The sequence below is a fragment of the Lentilitoribacter sp. EG35 genome, assembly GCF_040784015.1.
GTDB lineage: Bacteria > Pseudomonadota > Alphaproteobacteria > Rhizobiales > Rhizobiaceae > Lentilitoribacter.
The window spans coordinates 445,005-471,087 of the sequence record NZ_JBFNGQ010000002.1 but is presented as its reverse complement, the minus strand read 5'-3'; the positions used below and the strand labels follow the sequence as shown (position 1 = coordinate 471,087).

General features: G+C 44.0%; 29 protein-coding genes. 10 read left to right on the top strand and 19 right to left on the bottom strand.

Annotated elements, in window-relative coordinates; translation table 11 throughout:
* Positions 1 to 22 precede the first annotated feature (22 nt).
* Genes AB2J24_RS06145 through AB2J24_RS06125 form a run of 5 tightly spaced genes read right to left on the bottom strand, consistent with a single transcriptional unit; the run spans position 23 to position 4,856 of the window.
* Positions 23 to 814, bottom strand: coding sequence for a purine-nucleoside phosphorylase (locus AB2J24_RS06145; protein WP_367384819.1), 792 nt, complete (start codon positions 812 to 814; stop codon positions 23 to 25).
* On the bottom strand, positions 815 to 1,219 hold the full coding sequence (cdd, locus tag AB2J24_RS06140) for a cytidine deaminase (protein WP_162654523.1): 405 nt from the start codon (positions 1,217 to 1,219) through the stop codon (positions 815 to 817). It abuts the gene before it with no gap.
* Positions 1,203 to 2,174 (bottom strand): ABC transporter permease, encoded by a 972-nt coding sequence (locus AB2J24_RS06135; RefSeq protein WP_367384818.1) that lies wholly within the window; start codon positions 2,172 to 2,174, stop codon positions 1,203 to 1,205. Before AB2J24_RS06135 ends, cdd begins: the two co-directional genes overlap by 17 nt.
* 1 nt (position 2,175) lies before the next feature.
* On the bottom strand, positions 2,176 to 3,309 hold the full coding sequence (locus tag AB2J24_RS06130) for an ABC transporter permease (RefSeq protein WP_162654521.1): 1,134 nt from the start codon (positions 3,307 to 3,309) through the stop codon (positions 2,176 to 2,178).
* The gene (locus AB2J24_RS06125) at positions 3,306 to 4,856 is read right to left on the bottom strand and encodes an ABC transporter ATP-binding protein (protein WP_367384817.1); all 1,551 of its coding nucleotides are present in this window, start codon (positions 4,854 to 4,856) and stop codon (positions 3,306 to 3,308) included. Before AB2J24_RS06125 ends, AB2J24_RS06130 begins: the two co-directional genes overlap by 4 nt.
* 100 nt (positions 4,857 to 4,956) lie before the next feature.
* On the opposite strand from AB2J24_RS06125, the gene AB2J24_RS06120 reads away from it, so the two are divergent.
* On the top strand, positions 4,957 to 5,157 hold the full coding sequence (locus tag AB2J24_RS06120; RefSeq protein WP_162654519.1) for a SlyX family protein: 201 nt from the start codon (positions 4,957 to 4,959) through the stop codon (positions 5,155 to 5,157).
* A gap of 87 nt (positions 5,158 to 5,244) precedes the next feature.
* Here the strand turns inward: AB2J24_RS06120 and AB2J24_RS06115 are convergent, their stop codons facing one another.
* The 9 genes from AB2J24_RS06115 to sppA all read right to left on the bottom strand — a co-directional run bounded on the left by AB2J24_RS06115 (position 5,245) and on the right by sppA (position 11,965).
* Positions 5,245 to 6,237: a BMP family lipoprotein gene (locus AB2J24_RS06115; protein ID WP_367384816.1), complete on the bottom strand. Its 993-nt coding sequence runs from the start codon at positions 6,235 to 6,237 to the stop codon at positions 5,245 to 5,247.
* A gap of 179 nt (positions 6,238 to 6,416) precedes the next feature.
* Entirely contained in the window at positions 6,417 to 7,298 is an 882-nt protein-coding gene (locus AB2J24_RS06110) for a GNAT family N-acetyltransferase (RefSeq protein WP_367384815.1), read from the bottom strand.
* Positions 7,299 to 7,389: 91 nt separating this feature from the next.
* Positions 7,390 to 7,641 carry a hypothetical protein gene (locus AB2J24_RS06105; RefSeq protein ID WP_367384814.1) on the bottom strand — a complete coding sequence of 84 codons (252 nt, stop codon included), beginning with the start codon at positions 7,639 to 7,641 and terminating at the stop codon, positions 7,390 to 7,392.
* Between the two features lie 55 nt (positions 7,642 to 7,696).
* Positions 7,697 to 8,173: a signal peptidase II gene (gene lspA, locus AB2J24_RS06100; protein WP_162654515.1), complete on the bottom strand. Its 477-nt coding sequence runs from the start codon at positions 8,171 to 8,173 to the stop codon at positions 7,697 to 7,699.
* A complete protein-coding gene (locus AB2J24_RS06095) occupies positions 8,170 to 9,039 on the bottom strand; it encodes a TrmH family RNA methyltransferase (protein WP_367384813.1) in 870 nt (289 codons plus the stop codon). Before AB2J24_RS06095 ends, lspA begins: the two co-directional genes overlap by 4 nt.
* Complete coding sequence (locus AB2J24_RS06090; protein ID WP_367384812.1) at positions 9,036 to 10,163, bottom strand: class I SAM-dependent methyltransferase; 1,128 nt, start codon at positions 10,161 to 10,163, stop codon at positions 9,036 to 9,038. Before AB2J24_RS06090 ends, AB2J24_RS06095 begins: the two co-directional genes overlap by 4 nt.
* A 42-nt stretch (positions 10,164 to 10,205) precedes the next feature.
* A complete protein-coding gene (locus AB2J24_RS06085) occupies positions 10,206 to 10,541 on the bottom strand; it encodes a LapA family protein (RefSeq protein ID WP_162654512.1) in 336 nt (111 codons plus the stop codon).
* Positions 10,542 to 10,696: 155 nt separating this feature from the next.
* Positions 10,697 to 10,975 carry an integration host factor subunit beta gene (locus AB2J24_RS06080; RefSeq protein WP_162654511.1) on the bottom strand — a complete coding sequence of 93 codons (279 nt, stop codon included), beginning with the start codon at positions 10,973 to 10,975 and terminating at the stop codon, positions 10,697 to 10,699.
* A gap of 48 nt (positions 10,976 to 11,023) precedes the next feature.
* Positions 11,024 to 11,965, bottom strand: a complete 942-nt coding sequence (gene sppA / locus AB2J24_RS06075; protein WP_367384811.1) for a signal peptide peptidase SppA — start codon at positions 11,963 to 11,965, stop codon at positions 11,024 to 11,026.
* Positions 11,966 to 12,117: 152 nt separating this feature from the next.
* Here sppA and AB2J24_RS06070 point away from each other — a divergent pair, with 152 nt between their 5' ends.
* The 6 genes from AB2J24_RS06070 to ptsN all read left to right on the top strand — a co-directional run bounded on the left by AB2J24_RS06070 (position 12,118) and on the right by ptsN (position 17,194).
* On the top strand, positions 12,118 to 12,753 hold the full coding sequence (locus AB2J24_RS06070; protein WP_367384809.1) for a hypothetical protein: 636 nt from the start codon (positions 12,118 to 12,120) through the stop codon (positions 12,751 to 12,753).
* A gap of 8 nt (positions 12,754 to 12,761) precedes the next feature.
* The gene (locus AB2J24_RS06065; RefSeq protein WP_367384808.1) at positions 12,762 to 13,310 is read left to right on the top strand and encodes an LptA/OstA family protein; all 549 of its coding nucleotides are present in this window, start codon (positions 12,762 to 12,764) and stop codon (positions 13,308 to 13,310) included.
* A 48-nt stretch (positions 13,311 to 13,358) separates the two neighbouring features.
* Positions 13,359 to 14,159, top strand: a complete 801-nt coding sequence (lptB, locus tag AB2J24_RS06060) for an LPS export ABC transporter ATP-binding protein (protein ID WP_367384807.1) — start codon at positions 13,359 to 13,361, stop codon at positions 14,157 to 14,159.
* Positions 14,160 to 14,320: 161 nt separating this feature from the next.
* Complete coding sequence (rpoN, locus tag AB2J24_RS06055) at positions 14,321 to 15,862, top strand: RNA polymerase factor sigma-54 (protein ID WP_367384806.1); 1,542 nt, start codon at positions 14,321 to 14,323, stop codon at positions 15,860 to 15,862.
* 254 nt (positions 15,863 to 16,116) lie between these two features.
* On the top strand, positions 16,117 to 16,692 hold the full coding sequence (gene hpf, locus AB2J24_RS06050) for a ribosome hibernation-promoting factor, HPF/YfiA family (RefSeq protein WP_162654505.1): 576 nt from the start codon (positions 16,117 to 16,119) through the stop codon (positions 16,690 to 16,692).
* Between the two features lie 37 nt (positions 16,693 to 16,729).
* Complete coding sequence (ptsN, locus tag AB2J24_RS06045; RefSeq protein WP_162654504.1) at positions 16,730 to 17,194, top strand: PTS IIA-like nitrogen regulatory protein PtsN; 465 nt, start codon at positions 16,730 to 16,732, stop codon at positions 17,192 to 17,194.
* Between the two features lie 57 nt (positions 17,195 to 17,251).
* Here the strand turns inward: ptsN and AB2J24_RS06040 are convergent, their stop codons facing one another.
* The 4 genes from AB2J24_RS06040 to AB2J24_RS06025 form a co-directional block, all read right to left on the bottom strand.
* Positions 17,252 to 17,509, bottom strand: coding sequence for a DUF1150 family protein (locus AB2J24_RS06040; RefSeq protein WP_162654503.1), 258 nt, complete (start codon positions 17,507 to 17,509; stop codon positions 17,252 to 17,254).
* A 96-nt stretch (positions 17,510 to 17,605) separates the two neighbouring features.
* Positions 17,606 to 18,034 carry an Hsp20 family protein gene (locus tag AB2J24_RS06035; protein ID WP_162654502.1) on the bottom strand — a complete coding sequence of 143 codons (429 nt, stop codon included), beginning with the start codon at positions 18,032 to 18,034 and terminating at the stop codon, positions 17,606 to 17,608.
* A 125-nt stretch (positions 18,035 to 18,159) separates the two neighbouring features.
* Positions 18,160 to 19,056: a ribokinase gene (locus AB2J24_RS06030; RefSeq protein WP_367384805.1), complete on the bottom strand. Its 897-nt coding sequence runs from the start codon at positions 19,054 to 19,056 to the stop codon at positions 18,160 to 18,162.
* Positions 19,057 to 19,080: 24 nt separating this feature from the next.
* Positions 19,081 to 20,316, bottom strand: a complete 1,236-nt coding sequence (locus tag AB2J24_RS06025) for a DNA recombination protein RmuC (protein WP_367384804.1) — start codon at positions 20,314 to 20,316, stop codon at positions 19,081 to 19,083.
* Between the two features lie 113 nt (positions 20,317 to 20,429).
* Between AB2J24_RS06025 and def the strand changes: the two genes are divergently transcribed.
* Genes def through truA form a run of 3 tightly spaced genes read left to right on the top strand, consistent with a single transcriptional unit; the run spans position 20,430 to position 22,681 of the window.
* Positions 20,430 to 20,951, top strand: a complete 522-nt coding sequence (def, locus tag AB2J24_RS06020) for a peptide deformylase (protein WP_367384803.1) — start codon at positions 20,430 to 20,432, stop codon at positions 20,949 to 20,951.
* A gap of 29 nt (positions 20,952 to 20,980) precedes the next feature.
* On the top strand, positions 20,981 to 21,916 hold the full coding sequence (gene fmt, locus AB2J24_RS06015) for a methionyl-tRNA formyltransferase (protein WP_367384802.1): 936 nt from the start codon (positions 20,981 to 20,983) through the stop codon (positions 21,914 to 21,916).
* 12 nt (positions 21,917 to 21,928) lie between these two features.
* Positions 21,929 to 22,681, top strand: coding sequence for a tRNA pseudouridine(38-40) synthase TruA (gene truA, locus AB2J24_RS06010; protein WP_367384801.1), 753 nt, complete (start codon positions 21,929 to 21,931; stop codon positions 22,679 to 22,681).
* Here truA and AB2J24_RS06005 read toward each other — a convergent pair.
* Positions 22,678 to 26,061, bottom strand: a complete 3,384-nt coding sequence (locus AB2J24_RS06005) for an acyl-[ACP]--phospholipid O-acyltransferase (protein ID WP_367384800.1) — start codon at positions 26,059 to 26,061, stop codon at positions 22,678 to 22,680. The two genes, truA and AB2J24_RS06005, sit on opposite strands and share 4 nt — an antisense overlap.
* Positions 26,062 to 26,083: the final 22 nt, after the last annotated feature.

Here is a 26,083-nt window from a genome sequence, read left to right as displayed (position 1 = left end):
AATGCTCTATCTTGCTAGACGTTCATTCTGCGAGCATCGCGTGCAGAATTTTCACAAGTTTTGCACCGCCAACAGGGGCCATATCTTTGGTTTCCTGATGACTAAGTTCATCATCTGTCATGCCAGCCGCATAATTGGTAATAATAGATGCAGCGGTTGCACGCATGCCATAAAACCGTGCCAAAATAACTTCCGGCACCGTGGACATACCCACAGCATCAGCGCCAATGATCTTAGCCATTTTAATTTCAGCAGGTGTCTCGAAGCTTGGCCCCGAGAACCACATATAGACACCTTGATGAATGTCTATATCGGCCTTTTTTGCAGCTGACCGGAACTGTGCGGCGAGCTCTTCATCATAGGCGTTGCTAAGGCCCACAAACCGTTTGTCGCTAGGTTCGCCAAATAGTGGATTACTTCCAGAAAAATTAATGTGATCACTAATCTGCATGATCGATCCCGGTGGCATATCCTGCTTTACGGACCCAGCTGCATTGGTGAGTAGAAGCTTTTCTATACCCAGTTCATGAAAGGCCTCTATAACAGGCCGCATGGCACCTGCATCACCATGTTCATAATAGTGAACGCGACCAGAGAGCATAAGTACGTGCGTTTGCCCCAAGCGACCCACCACAATCTCGCCCTTGTGGCCGGAAACAGCACTTTGCGGAAAGCCATCGATTTCTGAAAAGGGAATTGAAATTGCACCTTCAATAGAATCCGTTAGTGCGCCCAGCCCTGATCCCAAAATAACGGCATATTCAGGTTTTAAATCACCAAGTTTCGATTGTATGTAAGCAGCAGCAGATTTCATCTAACTTTCCAACACAAATCCAAGTGGTAACAAATCACCAAGAAGAACAGTTTTAGTTACGCCGGTTTGATCGCAAAGGTGAACTTTCGTGTCTGCAGAACCAAACTCAGCCAACCGTTGTCGGCATCCCCCGCACGGCGTACATTCATCCATGTTCTTAGCCGTGACAGCAACCTCGATAATTTTACTCTGTCCATCCATGACCATATGGCCGATTGCGGTGGTTTCAGCGCACCAACCCTCCGGATATGATGCAACTTCGATATTTGCACCCGAGTAGGTTTTTCCATTTTCAGCAAGAATTGCCGCACCAACAGGAAATTTTGAATAGGGAGCATGGCACTTGTCGCTGGCAGCTTTTGCTTCCAAAAAAAGCTGATGTGTTTGATCAGCGTTCTTTGACATATGGAACGCCCCCAGCTTTCGGTGGAATAGCTTTGCCAATAAAGCCAGCAAGCAGGATCACTGTCAGAATATAAGGCAGCGCCTGCATAAATTGGATAGGTATTTCACCGATGAATGGCAGTTCTTTTCCTTGCAAGCGGATTTCCATCGCATTTAAGAAACCGAACAGAAGGCAGGCAAGCATCACATTGACAGGTTTCCATTTAGCAAAAATCAATGCCGCAAGTGCGATGAATCCGGCCCCTGCTGTCATGTTTTTGCCAAACCCTGCTGAGATCGCCATGGATAGATAGGCACCAGCAAATCCGCATAGCGCACCACAACAAAGAACAGCTCGGTACCGGAGCCAGATAACGGAGATACCTGCAGTATCAACTGCTGCTGGGTTTTCACCAACGGCGCGCAGGCGAAGGCCAAATCGTGTTCTGAAAAGGACCCACCAGGTAAATGGAACAAGGGCAAATGCAAGGTAGGTTAATCCAAAATGTCCGGATAAAAGTTCTGAGTAAATAGGCCCTAAGATCGGCACATCTGCGACTTGAGCGGCAAATGGCAACTCTAAAGCTTGGAATTTACCTTCAGCGCTTAATGGTGGCGTACGTCCACCTTGACGGAACCACGCCTGACCTAAGATTACGGTGGCACCAGCGGCTACAAAATTGATTGCAACGCCAGAGATAATTTGATTGCCCCGTTGTGTAATTGAAGCATATGCATGCACTAATGCGAATGCCATAGCCACGAGTACAGCGCCAATAAGTCCTAAAATTGCTGAATCAAACACGCTTGCAACCGCCGCACCTGCAAAAGCACCTGCGAGCATTTTACCCTCAAGGCCGATATCAAAAACACCAGAGCGCTCTGAATAAAGCCCAGCCAGAGCCGCAAAAATTAGTGGTACAGACAAGCGAATAGTCGATTGGAGAACGAGTATTATTGTGTCAAAGAATTCCATATTACTGACCAGCCTCCATCGCTTTTTTGGGTTTAGAACTTTGTATTCTCGCAAATATTGTACTCAAGAAAGGCCTAAATATATTTTCAAGTGCACCTGCAAACAGAATCACCAAACCTTGAATAATGACAATCATATCTCGCGATATATTTGGCATTTCAAAAGAAATCTCTGCTCCACCTTGATACAAAACACCAAATAGGATTGCGGCGGGGATAATGCCTGCGGGATGATTGCGCCCCATAAGAGCAACCGCAATGCCAACAAAGCCAGCGCCGGCAACAAAATCGAGCTGCATCTGATGTTGATCACCCATAATCGGATTAAGGGCCATCATGCCAGCAAGGCCACCGGAAATCATCATAGTTGTGATGATAACTTTGGCTTCGTTAATACCGGCATATTTCGCAGCAGATGGGCTAAAGCCCATTGTTCTGATCTCATACCCTAGCCGTGTACGCCAAACGATGACCCAAACAATGAATGCTGCCACTAGTGCGAGTAAAAATGAAACATTAAGGGGTGCAGCACCTGTTTTAACGCCAAATAGGTCAAACAGCCAGTCAAGGCGCGGTAGTTGCCCACCCTCTTCAAATCCCCGTGTTTGTGGCGCCATTGAGCCTGCGGGTTTGAGAACGTCAACAAGTAAATAGATCATCAAACTCGCAGCAATAAAATTGAACATGATCGTTGTGATCACAATATGGCTGCCACGTTTTGCCTGAAGATAGGCGGGAATGAAGGCCCACAGCGCACCAAAGATCGCCGACCCAATGATGGCAAGTGGGAAGACGAGATACCAAGGTAGAATTGAGTCAAATGCCAAACATGCAAGTGCGACACCTATACCGCCCACATAGGCCTGGCCTTCACTACCGATATTGAACAAACCGCAGTGAATTGCAATTGCGACCGAAAGGCCTGTAAAAACAAAACTTGTTGCGTAAAATAGTGTATAACCAATACCCTCGCCGTAGCCAAATGCGCCCTGCAGCAACAGGCCCGCCGCTTTTACTGGGCTTTCGCCAGCAAGCAGAACAACAAGGCCAGATAGCATGAAGGCGACCATAATATTGATTAGCGGGATCAGGCCAAAATCCACCCATTTTGGCAATTTCGCATATGGTGCGCTCATTGTGCAGCCCCCCCTGAAACATTTGATGTTTCTTCTGTCACACCTGCCATAAGAAGCCCAAAAGCACCTTCTTCGGTTTCTGGCGGTCGTTCACCGACAATTTTTCCGTCAAACATAACTAAAACCCTATCGGCCAGAGATCTGATCTCATCAAGCTCAACAGAGATAAGCAAAATTGCTTTCCCTGCATCACGCATTTCAATGATCCGCTTATGAATAAACTCGATAGCACCCACATCAACACCGCGGGTTGGTTGTCCAACTATGAGCACGTCAGGATTGGTTTCCATCTCGCGGGACAGGACGATTTTTTGCTGGTTACCACCTGAAAAATTAGACGTTTTAAGACGATTATTTGGCGGTCTGATATCGTATTTTTCAATTTTCTCATCCGCATTTTTGCGAATGCCATCAGTATCCAGAAACAAGCCTTTATTAAATTCAGGTTTTTCATGAATACCAAGGATGGAGTTTTCCGCTTCTTCAAATGGAAGAACCAATCCCATATGGTGTCGATCTTCTGGTACGTGCGCCATTCCGCGATCACGCAGCATAGATGGGGTGCTTTCACCCGTCACACCAATTGGTGATCCATTTAGTATCACACCGCCCGATTCTGCATGTTCGATACCTGTAAGACACTCCACAAGTTCGGATTGACCGTTGCCGGCAACACCCGCAATACCAACAATTTCTCCTGCGCGAACCTCAAAGGAAACATCTTTAACCATCGGCACGCCGCGATCATCCCGCACATAGAGGTTTTCAACTTTCAGAATAACATCTTTGGGATTAGCCGGGCTTTTTTCGACTTGAAGAAGGACGCGTCTGCCGACCATAAGTTCAGCAAGTTCTTCAACACTTGTATCTTTGGTTGAGCGTGTTGCTACCATCTCACCTTGCCGCATTACCGACACATCGTCTGTTACAGCCATGATCTCGCGCAGCTTATGCGTGATGAGGACGATGGTTTTTCCTTGTTGCTTCAAAAGTTCCAAAATTTCAAATAATTGATCAGCTTCGGCAGGCGTTAAAACGCCTGTTGGCTCATCTAGAATGAGGATTTCTGCACCACGATAAAGGGTTTTTAAAATCTCAACACGTTGTTGTACGCCAATTGACACATCTTCAATTATAGCATCAGGATCAACGTCCAAACCATATTCATCACTTAAGCGCTTGAGTTCCTTGCGAGCATTTGCAATGCCGGAATTGAGCAATTGACCACCTTCGGCGCCCAGGATGATATTTTCAAGAATTGTGAAATTTTCGACCAGCATGAAATGTTGGTGAACCATGCCAATGCCTGCGGCTATAGCGGCATTTGAATCGCGAATAGATATCTTCTGCCCATCTATAAGAATATTGCCACTGTCTGCGTGATAGAAACCGTAGAGAATTGACATAAGGGTTGATTTCCCAGCCCCATTTTCTCCAATAATTCCGTGGATTGTTCCCTTTGAAACTTTTAAATCGATATCTTTGTTGGCACGAACCGGCCCAAAGCTCTTATTAATTTTTTGAAGTTCAATTGCAAAGTTATTCATGTAGCGCCCATTTTTTTCTTTACTCTCGACAGTTTAGGGGCTTTTGTCCAGATGGAAAAATAAAGAGATACAAAATACACTTTAAAAGGCCCGTTAAACTATGGATGAAAATCGAGTAGTAACATTAGAAGAGTTGGTAGCCCACCAATCGCAGCAGCTTGAAGAACTTTCTGATCAGCTAGCCAAACAATGGAAGATAATTGATAAACTAACCAATAAATTAGCTGACTTATCAGAGCATTACTCGGATCTTGAAGACCAAATTTCAGGCCCTGCAGTCACAAAACCACCTCATTACTAATAGGGCTATTCGCCAAACTGTGCGTTCTGATATAGAAAGGCCACTATCGAATATGTTCGACAGTGGCCTATTTTACCAGATTAAATCTTAGTATGGGCAGTTATTGTCTGACATATAGTCGTGGACAGTTATTTTGCCGGAAATAATATCAGCTTTAGCAGCTTCAATTGTTGCCTTCATTCCGTCAGAAACAAGAGATGCATTGTTCTCGTCCATTGCATATCCAACGCCGTCATTTTCCAGTCCAAGGACGTTGAAGCCATATGAAAATGAGTCATTTTTTGCGTCCATAAACGCATTGTAAACTGCAACGTCTACGCGTTTTAGCATAGATGTTAGAACGCTACCGGGATGCATCCCATTTTGGTTTGAATCCACGCCAATACCTAGTTTGCCTGCGTCAGCTGCCGTTTGAAGAACCGCAATACCTGTTCCGCCAGCAGCTTGGAATATCACGTCTGAACCTTGGTCAATTTGAGATTTGGTGATTTCAGCACCTTTTGTTTGGTTGTTCCAGGCTTCAGGTGTTGTACCGGTCATTGTTTCAATAACGTTGATATCTGCATTTGCAGCCTTTGCACCGCCGACATATCCGCAAGCAAAGCTACGGATGAGTGGGACATCCATGCCACCAACGAAGCTAACTGTGCCAGTCTTCGATGCGAGAGCTGCCATCATACCGACAAGGTAAGAACCTTCATGCTGTTTGAAAACAGTTGAGCGAATATTAGGCTGATCGACTACCATATCGATAATTGCAAAATCGACATCAGGGTAATCTTTTGAAACTTTATCAAGGGAGCTAGCCCAGTTGAAGCCAGCCATAACAATTGGATTGTTGCCATCACGCGCAAAGCGGCGAATTGCCTGCTCGCGTTGAGCGTCATTGGTGATTTCGAATTCTCTGAAATCAATGCCTGTTTCTTCTTTGAATTTGGTTGCACCGTTAAATGCAGCTTCATTAAAAGATTTGTCGAATTTACCACCCAAATCAAACAAAATTGCTGGTTTAATATCCGCGGCAAGTGCCGTTGCAGACATCATCGCTGTTGCCAAAAGGCTAAGAAGCGTACGTTTCATGTTTTGTACCCTGTTGTTGTTTATTTCGTTCATTGCAAATATTGCAACTAAAATTGCACAGTTTGCAAGCTCTCCCCGACGTTTAAACGTTCGGCTAGAGAGATACTTGCATGACTTTTGAGAAATTTCACGTGAATTTTTTAAAAAATTTTCAAATTTAGCTATAAGGTGCTTTTTACTTAAGCATTGAATCGTTCAGCATCTGCACCATAATGATTGATATATCGCGAACTTATCTTAGAAAGCGGCATAATAATCAGTACATCCGTCGTATTGAAAGAAGTATCGACAAATGCATGTGGAGAAAAAAGGGCACCGACACGTAAGTAGCCCTTAATTAATGGAGGCATATCTGAAAGCGCCTCTTTTGTTTTAAGCGCTTCAGCAGGCATTAGATCTATTAAGTCTTGTTTGTCTGTTTGTGGCACGATGTGCCATTCATCAGTAGCGCGCGCAAAATGATATAGAAATGATAAGCTCTGAGCATGGGCGGCAGGTACGGTGCCACGGAACGATGCACATCCAAACATCACATCAATGTTGTTCTGTAGACAATAAGCCCAAATACCCTGCCATAATAACTCGATTGAACGACGCGAACGATATTTCGGTAGAACGCAAGAGCGACCGAGTTCTAGAAAACGTTTATCTGGGTGACGACTAACGAGACCATGAACATCATATTCATTTTGGGAGTAGAAACCGTTGTTCTCTTCGGCTGTATTTTGTTGCATAAGACGATAGGTGCCTACAATTTGATCAACCGTAGACCCAGTTATTGCACGATCAATAACGAGGAGATGGTCACACTGGTGGTCATATTGATCGAAATCGCGCTTGGAAAGCATAGCATCAAATGGAAGTTTTGCTCCCATTTCTTCAACAAAAACCCGGTAACGGATTTCTTGAGCGGCACCAATTTCTTCTTTTGTGGTCGCTATCCGCGTTTCAAGGGTACCTATTCGGCCAAGTATCACATTATTTTCGCGATAATTTGCGGATGCAAATCGTTGAGATGCCGGTCTTTGGATTTGGTCAGGTGTTGGCGCTGATATGTTCATTTTGAATCACTCCATTCCATTGCCTATGCTATAAACAGAACAGCAAGACAAGATTATGACATGAGTGGAATAAATTGAAATTGGTGAACCGCTACAAAATAGTCTCGCCAGCAATAATTACGGCAGCAAAAACAAACATAACAAGGGCAATACCAATTGGTTGATATCCCTTTTTCTCCGAAGTTTTGACTTTTTCTTTGGCGTCTTCTTTTTCTTGTGCTCGTTCAGCCAAACCAACGATATTCTGATCATCAAAAGCTTTGCCAGGTTCAGAATTTGCATCCTCAAATTCTGCATTGAGCTGTTTAGCCAATGATTTCTGTATATTGTGTAAATCGCTCATGACAGTGATTATGAAATAAAATCGTTTCGGAAGCTTTCAAGATTTCTTTCAACTTTTAATCAGTGCTCTTTAATGCATGTCTTATTTCGTCTAAAATAATGACGCCTACACCAATTGATATAAAGGCATCGGCGATATTAAATACCGCAAACGACCATTGACCATAATGAAATAGAAACACGTCAACCACATGACCATAAAACATGCGATCGACTAGATTTCCGATTGCCCCACCTATAATCATGGCATAACCCCAATCGAGCCAAAGTCGATTGGAGGGCGATGATGCCCATAACCAAATTACAAGTGCAACGACGATGAAAGCAATTGTAACAAGTCCCCAACTTCCCAGTCCTGAAAGAAACGAAAAAGCAATGCCTTCATTCCATGTGCGAAACAGTGCTGTAAATGGAAGAATAGATACTATTTCCTGGAAGGGCAGGTAAAGTTCGATCAGAATTTTCGAAATCTGATCAAGCAGTACGCAGATTGCGATAATAATCGCGCCAGTTCTCAAACGTAACGCGGTCACTTAACGGGCTCCAACAAATCGAGTTCCAGCAGATGACGTCTCGCCTCATAAATCATCAAGCCGGTTGCGATGGCGAGATTAAGAGAATCCGCATCGCCAACTTGCGGAATTCGTGCAAGAGCATCGCAAGTGGAGGATAGTTCTTCTGGCAAGCCAGCTTGTTCATTGCCCATTAGGAGAATGCAAGGTTTGGTTTTATAGTCAATGGCTCGATAGTCCTTACTGCCCTTGAGGTGACTACCAATAATACTGATATCGTGGCGATCCTTCCATGAAATAAATTCATCAATGGATACGCGGGAAATTGGCAGAGAAAAAACTGACCCCATTGTGGCACGAACAGCTTCAATTGAAAACGGGTCGGTTGTCGCCCCGACTAAGATTATTCCGCTAATTCCAGCAGCATCGGCAGTTCGAATAATTGTTCCAAGGTTTCCAGGATCTCGAACGCGATCAAGTGCGATGTAAGTCTCATCCGGTTGAGGTTTTATGTCCTCGATAGGCATAAACTTTTGCGAAAACACACCCACGACCATCTGAGGGTTATCTTTTCGTGTAATGGACGTTAAAACTTTCTCGCTCACCTCAAGCACAAGACCTGAATTAGCAACAACTTGCGCTGCTTTTTTTTGGATGAGCGGTTTATCAGCAACAGATTTGGCGTAAATAAGTGTTTCAATATCCCAGCCAAGGTCAATAGCATCAACAATAAGTTTTAGGCCTTCTGCAATAAATCGATTGCTGCCATCACGGTTTTTCTTTTGCGCTAGACTTTTGATATCCTTTACAATTGGATTAGCAAGGCTCGTGACTTCCTTGACGGTGCCAACGCGCCTTTTTTTTAGATCATTTGTTTTGGTACTCATTTTGGCACCCATCTGCTAAATAATGATGTCGAGATTGTACGTCCTTTGTCATCAATACCGCCCTCTTGGGTTTCTCTGATCGTAAGTTCGCCAGATTCAACAAGACCACCAGCGCCTCGCATCGTTTCACGCATTAACTCATGAATAGAGTAAAATGACGCGCGGATCGAGTAAGCTGTTAGCACGAGGCCAACTGGTTTGTCGCTCAAGACCGAGCGGCAAATATCCAGCATATTTTCCAAATGATCAAAAAGTTGCCAAACTTCACCATTGGGTCCGCGACCAAATTTCGGCGGATCGGTGAGGATAATGTCATAGGTTTTGCCACGACGCTCTTCCCGTTGAATAAACTTCATTGCATCATCACAAATCCAACGGATTGGTTTATCGTTAAGACGTGCCAGTTCTTGATTCTCACGACCCCAGCCGATGGCTTTCTTTGATGCATCAACGTGAGTGACCTCGGCTCCAGCATTCGCTGCTATCAGACTTGCAACGCCCGTATAGCCAAACAAGTTGAGAACTTTCAGCTTCCGATCAGAATTTCTAATTTTATCAACCATCCATTGCCAATGAGCCAGTTGCTCTGGAAATACACCTACATGGCGAAAGGATGTAAAACGCCCATAAAAATCGACATCAAGCAGCGCCATGGGCCAAGTTTCACCCAGCGGCCCTTTTGGAAAATGCCAGCGTCCCATGCCATCTTCTTCGGTATCGCCGGTAAAAATTGCATCAACATTTTGCCATTGGTGTTCGGGTAATTGTGGGCGCCATAGCGCTTGAGCTTCCGGTCGCGTAATTTTGTAGGGTCCATATTGCTCAAGCTTTTGACCGTTGCCGCTGTCAATCAGACGATAATGTTCATCGCCTTTGGTGCCCAGAATAACGGGAATGCGCTCGTCAGGACGTTTGCCGGTTCTGGCAGGGCGTTTGATAATTGCAGCCGGTTCACTTTTCTTGGTGTTCGGACGAGTTCCCGTGGATTGATTTTCGAACGAAGTATCGCGATGTTTAGAGCTTTTGCTAAAACTCTTACCGGCACGGGATCTCGGTTGCTGATTGGCGCGTTGATTTGCGGGCCGCTTACGCTTCTTGGCGTTCTCATTAAATTTTTCGGGCAAATGCGGTTCCCATCGCCTTGTTCGCTTGATTGTCTTTAAATATCAAACAGGTGAAATGAGCTGTTGTGCAAGATTATCTGCTTTTTCTTTCTGACGGTCAGCTTCAGTATGCCATTTTTCAGACTCCGCAGAAATTTGCCTTGCGCGACTTCGATGTTTGCCTTGTTTAAACCAAGTCATAACTGAGCCCAAAATCATACCAGCCATTAGGGCGATGAGTATGAACATAAAAAATGGCGCACTTACGGATAACAAGGTGTCTGCCGGTTCGAATGGGTTTAGCGCCAGAGTTACCATCTGCCGATTTGCAATGGATAGCAAAATGAGAACAATTGCTACAGGGATGAAAAAAACAACCCAGATAATTTTTTTGAGCATAGTAAAATTCCAAAGACCAACGTTAACGCTATTATTAGGAAATAAACGTCTTTTGAAGTTTTGCAAACACAATCAGGTGCAAAATCGTCAAAATTTTGTCGAACATCGATGAAATTGGCTTAATCGGGCACCAATTGAAAACAGGTCGCGCAGTTTTAAGGGTTCAACCGTTCGCGTAATTCTTTACCTGTTTTGAAAAATGGCACCCATTTTTCTTCCACAGCAACAGTTTCCCCAGTCCGAGGGTTACGCCCGGATCTAGCAGGACGGTGCTTTACAGAGAAAGCGCCAAATCCGCGGAGCTCTACTCGGTTACCTTCAGCAAGTGCTTTGCTGATTTCATCTAATACAGCATTGACGATATTCTCAACATCTCGGTGGTAGAGATGCGGATTTCGTGTAGCTAGAGTTTGAACTAATTCAGACTTAATCATCGATTTTCCCATAGAATGACGTGTTACCAAGCATTCTGAGTGCTTTTATTAATCGCTAATTTGCCAAAACGAAAGCAAACCGTCAAGAAACAACTTCTTTTCACTGAGCAGCTCGCCGAGCGAGTATTGTTCAACTCCAAGATATCGTTGAACAATATTTGGCAGTGCTAATGATAAAAAATTTGGTGACGAGATGTCCGGTGCAGGCCAATCTACAATTTTAAGCTCTTTTTTGATGTTTTTCTCGCTTAAATAGGTGCGAATCTCTGCCGTTCCGCCCAACGAATCAACCAAACCGTTTTTGGCAGCTTGTCGGCCTGTGAAAATACTGCCGTCGGATAATTTCAAAGTGTCTTGACGTGATAGTTTGCGATTTTCGGCGACGATATCGATAAACCAGTCATAACTATCGACGACCATATTATTGATCATCGCAACAGCTTCTTCACTTGCTGGATGAAATGGGGATGGCTCCGCTTTTAGTGGCGCAGATTTAATCTCCTCCATGGAGACACCGATTTTATCGAGTAATTTGGATACTTGAGGATATTGAAAGATAACACCAATCGAACCAACTATAGACGCTTCCCCTGCAACAATATGATGGCTTGCGGCAGCGATCATATAGCCTGCTGAGGCTGCCATGGTTCTAACATCAGCGACGACAGGTTTTTTGTCTGAGACGCGTTTGATTGCCTTATAAATCCGCTCTCCGCCATATGTTGTGCCCCCTGGTGATGAAATTGTCACAATTAGGGCCTTAGCGTTAGAATCATCTCCAATAGCATCCAGGCGAGCGATCAATTCATCATCATCCTGTATGACACCAATAATTTCGACCCGAGCGATATGGTCACCGGTAATTAAACTATTATCGTTGGAGATCGTGAGAGATACGATACCAATAATAACAGCTAGGATCGTTAGCAGTCGCCACCATCGTAGTTTGCGACGTAAGCGATGGCGCTCAAAAACATCTTGCTGGTCCATGAGGTGATTTCCGGAAAATGAAACAAAATATATAACTTATATAGGCCGCAATTTAGGATTAACTTTGACCAATTGCAATGATATCAGTGATATAAGTTTTCATAAAATCTGCTGTAAGTGTGGAGTAGGGAAATATATGGGCCGAAAAGTACATGAATAGTCAAGCGTTCAAAGTTGATGCTGAATATGCCAAAGCTGTTTCGCATTCCAGATTGGTTGCATTTCTACGCAAATTTTTACCTATTGGTAGCGGTGTGATTATCGTTTTCTTTATTGGGCTTTCGATAATTCGTACATCACTGCCGGATGGTTTGGTTATTGAAAGTGCTGGATTGGAAGATGGAAAACTTGTTATGCGATCTCCAGTACTTGTGGGTCAAACAAGCACTGATTTGCCTTATAAAATGTCGGCAAAACGGGCTATACAGGCGATTGGTCAAACATCACTTATCACGCTTGAAGATATTGCGGCTCAAGTTCCTCTAAATAGTGAAAATGATTCTTTTATTGAGGCGGCTCAAGGTGTGTTTGATCAGGAAAAAGAATTCTTAACATTTACACAGCCCTTTATTGTTACAACAACATCTGGTTTAGAAGCTAAATTTATTAATGGCGAGTATAATGTAGCCACCGGCGCATTCGAAAGTAAAAACCCAATTAATGTAAAGTTCGATGGTGGTTGGTTGACATCCAACACGATGCAAATCACTGAAGGTGGAGAAACCTTAAAATTTGATGGTGATGTTCGTATGAAAATAGAACCTCGGATGTTAAAGAAAGAAGAGTAAGGGAAAATATGAAATTTCATTCTCCATCCAATAGCCGATTGAAAGTAGTTGTTACTTGTCTAGTTAGTTTTCTATTCATCGGGTGGGCACAAGCACAAAATGTGAATAGCAATATCGGAGGTTTGGCACTTTCAAACGATCAGCCAATTCAGATTGAAAGCAATCAACTTGATGTCAACGACAGCAAGGCCGAGGCGACATTCACAGGCAATGTGAAGGTCGTGCAGGGTGAAACATTGTTACGTGCCAGCCGCATGGTGGTTCATTATACGCAAGGCTCTTCGGTCACCTCCGGCGCTGCGGATTTTGAGAAAATTAATGTCTTTGGGAAGGTCTTACTAAAATCAGGAACACAGACAGCTACCGCTGACAAGGGTACGATTGATATGCTTGCTGATACGCTGGTTCTATCCGGTAAAGAGGTGGTGTTAACAGAGGGCGATAATGTCTTTGTTGGTTGTAAACTTACTGTGCAAATGGCTTCTGGTAACGCACGGCTCGACAGCTGCGGTAAGCGTGTGATACTTCAGCTTGATCCAAAATCGCAGAAAAAGTGATGTTAGAACAATGTTGTTCGACATAGGGCCCGGGTGTTAAATACTTTAATGTTCTCATTTCGAAAAAAAACTGGTGTTGACCCTAAGGGGCAGTCAGAACAGGGCCAAACAGAGCAGGGAAAGTATCAAGGTACATTGATTGCTCGCGGCTTGAGCAAGTCTTATAAATCTCGCCGTGTCGTGGATAGTGTTTCGCTTGGTGTACGTCGCGGCGAAGCCGTAGGTCTTTTAGGGCCAAATGGTGCTGGTAAAACAACTTGTTTTTATATGATTACAGGGCTTGTGCCCGTTGATAGTGGCGCGATTGAAATTGATGGTCATGATGTGACAACACTTCCCATGTATCAACGTTCAAGGCTTGGTGTTGGGTATTTGCCGCAAGAGGCTTCCATTTTTCGCGGCCTGTCCGTCGAGCAGAATATTCGTGCTGTCTTAGAAATTATCGAGCCTAATCGGGAGATTCGCGAAGAGAAACTTGATTCCCTACTGGATGAGTTCTCTATTTCTCATTTGAGATCATCACCATCTATAGCCCTATCCGGTGGTGAACGCCGACGACTTGAAATCGCTCGTGCATTGGCATCGGATCCGACATTTATGCTGTTAGATGAGCCGTTTGCCGGAGTTGATCCAATCGCAGTAGCCGATATTCAGGATCTTGTTCGTCACTTAACACGCCGAGGAATTGGTGTTCTAATTACCGATCACAATGTGCGCGAGACGCTCAGTCTCATTGATCGAGCCTATATAATTCACGCTGGGCAAGTGTTGACCCATGGGCAACCCGACGAAATTGTGAACAACCCCGATGTTCGACGCTTATATCTGGGTGATAACTTTTCGTTCTAGATGAACTTTACATAACCCGTTTTACACAGAATATGGGGCGTGATGAGTTCCCGAGGGTTTTGACTCTAAGCAAAATTTATGCCAATCCTACGGAAGAGTGTAAATAATCGGTTTTATCGACTTAACCCATTATTTTTGAACTGTGTTTTTGGAGTTTGTGTATGTCATTGTCAGCACGTATGAACTTAAAACAAAGTCAATCGTTGACGATGACGCCGCAATTGATGCAGTCAATTCGCCTTTTGCAATATACTCCCTTGGAATTGTCTCAATTTATTGACGAGCAAATACAATCAAATCCCTTGTTGGTATTGGCGAATAAAGATGAAGACCCTCCCGTTCAAATGGATGATCAGGTTCAGTCTTTAGATGATAATTTAGTGGACCTAAATGAAGTTTCATTGATGGCGGATGGCGATATATCACAAGTTAAGAACATGGAGAATGTACTTGATGTGAATATGCGCAATGTATTTCCTGATGATGAAATAGCATCAAAATCCAATTCTGAACTACGTAATCGGGACGATTACAGCGTTGGCCCATCGGGTGAATTGCATGTATCTGGCGCGAGTATTGATCTTGACAGCTTTTCTGCCAGTGCACCTGGCATGAGAGAGGCTATGAGCGAGCAGATAGCACTCGAGTTTAAGAGCGAACGCGAACGACTTATTGCCGTTGAACTCATAGATTATCTTGATGATGCCGGTTATTTCGATGGGCATTTAAGTGAAATTGCAAGTCGGTTTGCTGTTGAGTTAACTCAGGTTGAGCATATCTTGGCTAGAGTTCAACAGTTCGATCCACCGGGCATTTTTGCGCGAAATCTAGGCGAATGTTTAAGCGTGCAACTGCGACGGCAGAAAAAATTTCATCCGGCAATGGAATCGCTCATTGAGAATCTTGAACTTCTGGCGCGCAAAGATTTTGTTTCCCTGTGTAAGATTTGTGATGTCGATGAGCAAAAAATTTTGGAGATGGTGGCTGATATCCAGTCGCTCGACCCTAAGCCGGGAACAAGTTTTGTAACTCAAGGTGTACAAACAGTGATTCCAGAAATTTTGTTGAAGATACTAGATGATGGTGCTTGGCAAGTTGAAATTAATTCACAGACACTACCTCACATCCTTGTTGATCAATCTTATTTTTCAACGATTACAAAAGGTGTCGATAAGACAAGCGCTGATTATAAGTTCATGAATGAATGTTTGCAGTCTGCGAATTGGCTTTCAAGAAGCCTTGATCAGCGTGCGCAAACAATCATTAAGGTCGCCACAGAGATTGTCAAACATCAGCAAGAATTTTTTGATAAGGGTGTGCAGCACCTTAAGCCATTGAATTTAAAAACAATTGCCGAAGCTGTAGGTATGCACGAGTCTACGATTTCACGCGTAACGTCCAACAAATATATAATGACACCACGTGGACTATTCGAATTAAAATACTTTTTTACAGTTTCAATTTGTGGTGTCGATGGACTGAATAATCATTCAGCCGAATCAATTCGTCAAAGAATTAAAGTTCTGATTGATGGAGAGGATGTGAAGAATGTTTTATCAGATGATAATATCGTCTTGCTTCTTAAGCGTGAAAATATTGAGATAGCACGACGTACGGTCGCAAAATATAGAGAATCTCTAAATATTGCATCTTCTGTGCAGAGGCGGCGTGAGAAAAAAATACTTATGCGAGTTGGAACATAGTTAGATTTAAATCAGTGAGTTACATGATGTATTATTTCAATTAACGGAAGTATTAAGCGCAAATTGTTCGATTGATTTTTAGTTAAAATTTGACAAATGGATCAATTAGTCATATGAGCTGCGCCGCGTTTGTTTTTTACAACAAGATCAAGAAATTATTATATCCACAGCCTGAATAAAAGTAACCAATTTGCTTGGAAGCCAAGCTTTATTGGCCTAAACTGTTTTGGCAAATAACATTGAAAGGATGCTGGATGACTATACGCGTTTCTGGAAAAAATATGGATATCGGTGAAGCTTTTCGTACTCGTATTGAGGACCATATAGCCGATGCTGTAACGAAATATTTTGCTGGTGGTTATTCTACTCAGGTCACTGTTGAGAAATCTGGTTCAGGATTTACGACAGACTGCAAAATTCATCTAGATACGGGAGTTATTCTGCAAGCAACGGGCGAAGCTGCGGATCCGCAGCTCTCTTTTGAAGCCGCGGCCGAGAAAGTTGAAAAACGCCTCAGACGTTATAAAAGAAAATTAAAAAGCCATCAGATTAATACGAATCCGAGTGCTTTTGCCGAAGTTGCCTATAGTGTAATGGGTACAAATGATGTTGTTGAAGAAGAAGTTGCAGAAGATTATGCGCCAGCAATTGTGGCGGAAAGTACAAAACAACTTGCAATAATGTCGGTTGCGGATGCTGTAATGTCATTAGATATGACTGATGATCCGGTTATGATTTTTAAAAATGCTGGTAGTGATGCCATTAATGTGGTTTATCGCCGAAATGACGGCAATATCGGTTGGGTTGATACCGGTGATGTTAAAAACTGATAAGCATTAGCTTATTTCAGTCAAGGGGTAGATAGTTATGTCGCTCGCAGATTTAATTGCGCAGAGTTCGATACTTCATGCGCTTAAAGCAAGTTCTAAAAAGCAAGTTCTTCAAGAGCTTGCTGCTTGTGCCGCGGAGGAAGTCGGACTTTCTGAACGTGAAATTTTTGATGTAATTTTGCAGCGTGAACGCTTGGGTTCTACTGGTGTTGGCAATGGTATTGCTATTCCACATGGAAAATTGCCAAAGTTAGATCGTATTTTATGCTTTTGTGCAAAACTTGAAACTGCTGTAGATTTTGAAGCATTGGATGATCAGCCAGTCGACCTGATTTTTCTACTTCTTGCACCAGAAGATGCCGGCGCAGATCATCTTAAAGCATTGTCACGTATTGCCCGTGTTCTCAGAGATAGTGATAAAGTCGAGAAAATTAGAGGTGCGCAATCAGATTCGGCCATTTATGCACTTTTGACACAAACATCAGCGTCAAACGCAGCCTAGTATTCGGCATCCAATTTTTCTTAGTGCCAAAGTTCATTTGAACGCTTAATCTTTCCCCTAATGCAATGTCACAGGGGAAAGTTCATCTTCTGCCGCTCGAAAGAACGTACGAGTGCGGTCATCACTAAGATAAATTGGTGTTCCATCGGCGGCAAACAAGGCCCATAGCTCTTGACCCGGCTCAAGTTCTTCTTCCATTGGGAAGCGTTCATTAACTTCTTCAGATGATATTTTACGAATATAGGCAACTTCACCAGCACCCATGAGTGCGAATTCATCAGCCGTTTCGATGTCATTTTCATAGATTGAAAGCATTTGTCTCTCCATGTTTGGGAGCTGTGATGCTTCATGATCACAACACGCGATTCCTCAAGCAAGTGTTAGAATCACCTTGCTTATTGAATGATAGGCTTAGTTTGATACAGAAATGTTAATTTTCTTTATCATTCGTTCCGGTTCTGGTCTGATAAGATCAACTGAGAGCATGCCGTTTTTTAATTCAGCGCCACCGATTTGCATACCATCGGCGAGAATAAAGACCCGCTGAAACTGCCGTGCAGCAATGCCGCGATAGAGAAAATCGCGCTCTTGATTATCAATTTGTTTACCACGAATATAGAGCTGGTTTTCCTCAGTTGTTACATCAAGCTCATCTTCAGAAAATCCGGCAACAGCGAGAGTAATGCGCAACTTTTCAGCCCGATCTGATGTGTCTGAGTGAATGCGCTCTATATTATAGGGTGGATAGCCTTCTGCGCCCTTCGCAACGCGTTCCAGCGTTTTTTCCATCGCTTCAAATCCAAGTAGCAATGGGCTAGAGAATGGTGCCATACGTGTCATTTTGTCCTCAATTCAAGCAACAAGTTCAAGGCCCGAATTCGGCACCTTGCCCTATATATGGAGGTCAAGAGAGATCTTTTCAAGGCGTTAAAAGTCAAACCAGAATCTGCAGATCTAACTGATCTCTAGAGAGCATCCAAATCATCTGCCATCGGTATAGCCGGTTGAGCACCAGCTTTAAGGCAGGCGAGAGACCCGGCGATTGCCGCACGTTCAAGGGCTGAGCCAAAATCAAGACCAGCATCTAATGCTTGAGTAAAATAACCACAAAATGTATCACCCGCGCCCACAGTATCAATTGGTTTGATGGTCAATCCGCGTGCAGAATATTCTTGTCCCTGGTCAATAGCGATAACGCCATCACCGCCGAGTGTAATAACTAGGCTGCGATTTGTTTTTTGATGGTAATTTCGCATTGCAATGATACGATCTTCGGCTGAAAGAGTACCTTTTCCGATCAGAAGATCAAATTCAGTTTCATTCGCCACGATAATGTCGGCAAGAGGGGCAATATCAATAACATCATCGCTCATGGGTGCAATATTGAAGACTGAGCGAATGCCTCGCGTTTTCGCACCTTCTAGTGCTGCCTTTACGGCATCGACACTGATCTCCATTTGCAAGAGGATACTATCATCTTTATTCATACTATTGAGCAGAGGCTCCACATCCGCGACACTTACTTTACCATTTGCGCCTGCGATCACAGCAATCATGTTCTCGGCATCGTTGCCGACCAAAATAAGGGCCGTTCCGGTTGGCCCTTCAACACTTTTCACAAATTTAAGATCTGTACCTGCTGATTTTAGTAATTCTAATGCCGGTTCTGCAAAATTATCTTGCCCAACCGCGCCTGCCATCTTCACGCTCGCACCTGCTCTTGTTGCGGCAAGTGCCTGGTTCGCGCCTTTGCCTCCCGGCGCGGTAGAAAAGCTGTCGCCATGCACCGTTTCGCCCGGCAGCGGTAATCGCTCGGCCGTTGCTATAAGATCCATATTTATTGATCCAAATACGCTAATCATGTAAACTCCTCGGGTTACGCCATGCTACGGTCTTAAGTTTAGCCGTCCTTTTTCTTGAGCGGGCTTTACGACTGACATTGGTTTTTGTTCGGGTTTTTCAATATTAACTGAATCAGTATCTTGAAAATCCATATCTTCAATTTTGGCACTACGTTTTGCAATTTTATCAGTTGATGTCAAAATCTGATCTATATCGCGCTGGCTTTGGCCAAAATGTGTTTGTAATTTACGCACGCGATCATCTAGGCGGCCTATGTCGTCCATTAGGCGGATCACCTCTCCTTGAATGAGATGGGCCTGCTCTCGCATCCGTGCGTCTTTCAGGACCGCTTGTATGACCTGTATCGACAGCATAAGAAGCGAAGGTGACACGATGACAACGCGGGAACGGTGTGCCTTTTGAATAACACCTTCAAAATTCTCATGAATTTCAGCAAAAATAGACTCAGATGGTACAAACATGAATGCGGTATCTTGGGTCTCGCCTGCAATGAGATATTTTTCAGAAATATCTTTGATGTGCTTCTCGATATCAGCACGAAATTGTCTGGAGGCCTCTGTCGTTGCGCGATCATCCGCAGCCTTCTTAATGGCATTCCATGCTTCTAATGGAAATTTCGCATCGATAACCAAATGCGGAGAATCATTTGGCATTTTTACGGTGCAGTCGGGGCGAGAACTGTTGGATAGCGTTGTCTGGAATTGGTAAGCCCCGATGGGAAGGCCATCTTTAATAATGGTTTCCATCCGCGATTGGCCAAATGCACCGCGCGTTTGCTTGTCTGATAAAATGGCTTGTAACCCAACCACATTTTGCGCAAGTGTCTGAATATTGTTTTGTGCTGTGTCGATAACGGCCAAACGTTCTTGCAACTTAGATAGGTTTTCATGGGTGGCTTTGGTTTGTTCAACAAGTGAATTGCCAAGTTTTTGGCTCATCCCATCGAGTCGATTGTTGATATTTTGATTAAGCTCGGACTGTCGGGAGCCAAATAGCTCGGCCATGGTCGTCATGCGACCCTGCATCTCTGCCTGCACTTTCAAAAGATCATTCATCTGAGATTGCGCGGCCATTGAGTTTTGCATTTCAAGATCGCGCGCTTTATGCCGATTGTTTGATGCTCGCCACAGCAGTATAAAAATTGCAACAAGCATTATGACAACAAGCGCAATAACACTCGCAAGAACTTGCCCAAAACTTATGTTAAGCCCGCCCAAGGTTACAATTGTCGTCGACAGGAAATCAGATAAATTGTTCATTCGAACTAGATTATATGATTCTTTCTTGCTTGTCAGATCAAAAGGTGAACGGGAGGCGCCGATCTCAAAATATATTATTGACCTTAGACCTTGAACCCCCTATTTCAACGCACATGAGTATTAAGCCAATTGTCCTACTTCCAGATTCAGTCTTGCGCGAGAAATCTGCACCTATTGAACGTTTCGATGATGATTTGAAGCGTTTAGCTGCGGATATGACGGAAACAATGTATGATGCGCCAGGTATCGGCCTGGCAGCAATACAGATCGGTATTCCACGCCAGATGCTAGTCGTTGATGTGTCTAAAGATGAAGATAACAAAACACCGCAAGTTTTCATCAATCCCGAGATCGTCAAAAACAGTGATGAAATGAGCGTTTATGAAGAAGGCTGCCTGTCAATTCCTGAATATTATGCCGAAGTAGAGCGCCCTGCCGCCATTACCGTCAACTATCTTGATCTTTCAGGTAAGGCACAAACAATAGAAGCCGATGGGCTTATGGCAACATGTCTGCAACATGAGATTGACCATCTTAATGGTGTGCTGTTCATTGACTATCTCTCCAAGCTTAAGCGTCAGATGGTGATCAAGAAGTTTACAAAGCTTGCCAAACAAAACGCGGCAGTGCTCTGACCATTTAATTCAAAACTTAGGAGGTTCAATTGCGTATAGTCTTTATGGGCACGCCTGAATTTTCAACTGCCACACTCAAAGCATTGATTGATGCTGGGCATGACATTGTTTGTGTTTACACCCAGCCACCTCGCCCGGCAGGCCGTCGTGGTCTCGAGCTAAAACCGTCGCCTGTTCATGCACTTGCGGATAAGCATAGTATAGAAGTCCGCACACCTATCAGTTTGAAATCAGAAGAAGAACAATCTCGATTTGATGCCTTGGATGCAGATGTCGCAATTGTTGTTGCTTATGGTCTTTTATTGCCAAAACCCATTTTAGATAGCCCGAAACATGGTTGTTTTAACGGTCATGCATCTTTGTTGCCGCGTTGGCGCGGCGCTGCACCCATTCAACGAGCTATTATGGCCGGTGATGATGTAACTGGCATGATGATTATGAAAATGGACGTTGGGCTTGATACCGGACCATACGCATTGTCTGAGAAAGTAGATATTACCGATGATACGACAGCAGGCAGCTTGCATGATCAATTGATGGATATCAGTGGGCCGCTTGCGGTCAAAGCCATGGAACTTTTGGAAACTAACGAAATAGAATTGATTGAGCAGAAAGAAGAGGGCATTACCTACGCTGCGAAAATTGATAAAGCTGAATGTCGCATTAATTTTGAGAAAAGTGCGAAAGACGTGCATCGTCATATTATGGGTCTTTCACCATTTCTAGGCGCTTGGTTTGAGCTTGGTGAAGGTAAGAAGGCAGTTCGTGTAAAGGTTCTGAGATCTAAAATAGTTGATTCTATTGATTCAAGTTTAGTCGGGCAAGTTATTGATGACAAACTGACGATTGCCTGCGCGGACGGTGCAATTCAACTGATAGAATTGCAAAAAGCAGGTGGCAAGAAGATGGACGCACAAAGCTTTTTACGCGGCGTTACAATAGATGCCGGCACCAAATTAACATGATATGTGACACTTATGCCTCGATATAAAATAACGATTGAATATGACGGGACTGACTACTTTGGTTGGCAACGGCAACCAAATTATCCATCTATTCAAGGGGCGATTGAGAAAGCAATTCTAGGTTTTCTGGGTGAGGATGCAGTGGTCTATGGTGCGGGGCGCACGGATGCCCGTGTTCATGCACGTGGTCAAGTTGCACATTTTGATCTTACCAAAGACAGAACACCATTGGCAGTGCAGGGTGCTATCAACGCCTTTCTAAGAGAGCATGGAGATCATAGTATCGCAATTATCGATGCTGAGGAGGTCGATAGTAAATTTCATGCGAGATTTTCTGCTAAGCGTCGACATTATCTATATCGATATCTATGCCGTCATGGACATCCAGGTTTGGAGAGAAATCGCGCATTTCATGTTTCAAAACAATTAGATGTGGCAAAAATGCATGAGGCAGCCCAGCGATTGGTTGGTGTTCATGATTTTACAACATTTCGGGCAACAAGCTGTCAGGCAAAAAGCCCTGTTCGGTTGCTTGAAAAATTGGATGTAGTCGCTGTTGAGGGTACAGAGTTCATTGAGCTTCATGCAACTGCACCTGCTTTCTTGCATAATCAAATCAGATCTTTTGCCGGCACATTAAAAAAGGTCGGCGAGGGCAAATGGACTGCCGATGATGTCACAAAAGCATTGGAAGCGAAAAAGCGGGTCGCCTGTGGTCCAGTAGCCCCGCCTTTTGCCTTGTATTTCATGTCGGTCGATTACTAAGCCGGTTCATTTAATCCAAGTTTTTGAGCCGCAACAAAATCAATTTTTCCACTACCAAGTAAAGGTACGCTATCAATTTTGATCTCCGCCGGGATCATTAAATCCATTGCATTTTGTGATCGCGCATACTCCATAAATGCTTTGCGATCAGCGCCCTCAAATTCAGTAATGAGTATGATGCGCTCACCCTTCTTAGCATCGGGTACTGAAACAACAACATTTAAGTGCTCAGGCCATACTTCTCCCGCAAGTTTTTCAATGGCGGCAAGAGAAACCATTTCACCGGCAATTTTAGCAAATCGTTTTGCACGGCCTTTGATTGTGACGAAACCAATGTCATCCATGGTTACAATGTCTCCAGTATCGTGCCATCCATCAGGTAGAGGCTGAAGTTGACCAGGTTTATCGTGTAGCAAATAACCTGCCATAACGTTGCCGCCTTTGATAAATAGCCGCCCGCCTTGATCGATGCCGGGTACTTTTTCGAGCCTATATTCTATGCCCGGCAACAAGCGTCCCACGCTACCCTGGCTGTTATGCATCGGTGTATTGAGCGCGATCACGGGAGCGGTTTCGGTAACACCATAACCTTCCAAAATTCGGACGCCAAATTTTTCCATGTAGGTTTTTTGTGTGCTTGCGCGAACAGGTTCCGCGCCAGAAAAACAATATCTCAGTGAGCGGAAATCATAGGAATTTGCGGTGCGCGCATAGCCAGATAGAAATGTATCTGTACCAAACATGATTGTGGCGTTTGAGCTGTAAACAAGTTCGGGAACAATGCGGTAGTGCAATGGTGAGGGGTACATGTAAACCGGAACACCTGAAACAAGAGGTAGGACAGTACCAGCGGTCAGCCCAAATGAATGGAAAACTGGCAGCACATTAAACAGTTTATCAGATGGATTAAAATCTATGCGTGCGGCAGCTTGCGCAACATTAGTCAGCATATTGCGATGGGTTAATACGACACCTTTGGGCACACCTTCTGACCCTGACGTAAAGAGGATCGCAGCCGGGTCATTTACCTCGCTTTTTGTTATGATTTTCGTGCGTGTGAGAAATCCGACAAGTTTTTCAAAAATTGAAATCTCTTTTCGTACTTCGTCCAGCCAGATAATATCTACATAAGGTTCAATTTCGGCGACTAAATCTTCCAATTTTGCATGTTTGATAAAGAGGCGTGAGCTAACAATGGTTTTCACTTCCGCCGCATTGCAGGCGGACAAAATATTACGTGCACCCGCAGTAAAGTTAATCATCGCTGGGATTTTTGCAGCGGACATCAGGCCAAATATTGTAACAGCTGCTCCATTTGCATTTGGTAACATAACACCGATATGTTTTTCGCCCGGCAGCATTTTGGATAAGCGCCGGCCTATAACAGATGTACCAGTTAAAAGTGTTCCATAACTCATATTGCCGGAAGTTGGGTCTTGCAGGGCTAGCCTTCGCAATCCTACTTTCTTTGCAGCAAGGATGAGTTTTTCAGGAACCGTTTGCTCTATAGGCGTGGTTTGAAAAACAAGATCAGACATGAGTTGATAAAGTGCTGCGCCTGCAGCCGTACGGCGTTCCTTGCCTTTTAAGCGTTCTGGTATTTCAAGTCTTGTTGGTTCAAGTATTGTCACCTTGACCTTTGGAAACAAGGCTTTCCTAATCTCGCGGACGCTAAGTTTGGAAAATAAGCTACGCTCAAGACCCTCAATACGAACGGGTAAGATCATTGAGTTGGTTTTATCCGCGACCATCGCAGCGCCATCATAAACTTTCATCAAACCGCCCGTAACGGTGATGCGCCCCTCAGGGAATATCACAAGAGGATTTCCATCTTCAACAGCGTTGATAAGTGTTCGCGTTGCCATCGGTTTTGAGGGATCAAGCGGCATAAAATTACAAAGTTTTAAAAATGGTTTTGCCCACCATTTCTGAGAGACTTTATGATCAACAGCAAATACAGGTTCTTGTTCCGTGAGTGATAGTGCTAACCCGCCATCGAGGTAACTCACATGATTAAGCGCAATAATTGGTGCGGGACCTGCTTTTTCCACATTCGCAAGGCCTATTATTTCCATACGATGAAATGACCGAAGAATGATTGAAATAAGATCACGCAGTGGATTGGTTGGTTGGTATTTAAGCATCAGGCCAGCGACAATGATATTGATGATAGCCAGGCCTAAAAGAAGTTCGGGAATTGTGGCACCAAATGCCTGCAGGGCAGCCACGATTCCAATACCAACCACAATGAACAAAGCATTGAGCACATTAACCGCAGCAACCACACGAGCGCGATTTTTTTCGGGTGCCCACATTTGGACAGCAGCAAATGTTGGAACGACGATCAAAGCGCCAGCAATCGCCAATCCTCCTAAAATGAACCCGATTTCGACAGTTGGTCCCGATGCAAAGAAATCTGACACGGAATTTACAGAAGGTAGCGGTGCAAGGTTCCATAAAATAATAGAAAGAGCGCCTAGAAGCATTGCGATCAACGCAGTACCAATTGGCGCAGGCAATAGAACGATGCGGCCAGCAGATAACCACGCCGAAAATGCCGATCCTAAGCCAATTGAAACTGCAAATATTGCCAGATAAGCTGTGACAGCAAGCTCATGGCCGCCCAGTAATTGTTTCACCATTGTGGGCATGAGCGACATGACGATTGCACCTATAAGCCAGAACCAGGATACCATCCAGCTTACGTGCAGTATTTTATTTTGTGCCCACAGTTCACTCAATAATCGACCTGTAGAACGGAATATATTAGTGTCGATACGAAGCTCGGGTTCCGCTGCACCTGTTTGTGGAATATATCGGCTAAAAATCCAACATATGATGGAAAAACCCATCATCATTGGGCCAAATATCCAGATGCTGGCATCTTCGCGGAAGGTGAAGCCTGCAACAATTGTACCTAGAAGAATCGCAAGAAATGTCCCAGCCTCGACCCATGCATTTGCCTTTGGGAGCTCGCTGGCCTCTATATGATCCGGTAGTATTCCATATTTGACGGGTCCAAATAGAGCAGAGACAAAGCCAAATAGAAATAAGGCAACCATCAAGAGCCAAATTGAAGAAAAGCCAATTCCGATAACTGCAACAATGGCAGCACCAATTTCGATTAACTTAAGGCGTTCTGCAACTTTACCCTTATCAAATTTATCTGCGATTTCACCACCTATGGAAGAAAATAACAAGAATGGCAGAATGAGAACTGCGCTGGCAATCGTGACCATGGAGGCTGCTTCTTCAGCTGCCAATTTAAAAAGAATAAGAAAAATAAGCGTGTTTTTGACAAGGTTGTCATTGAAGGCGGACAGAAATTGCGTCCAAAATAGCGGTGCAAAGCGCTTGGATGTCATCAGATTATTCGTCATAATGCAGACTTTCTTTTTATTT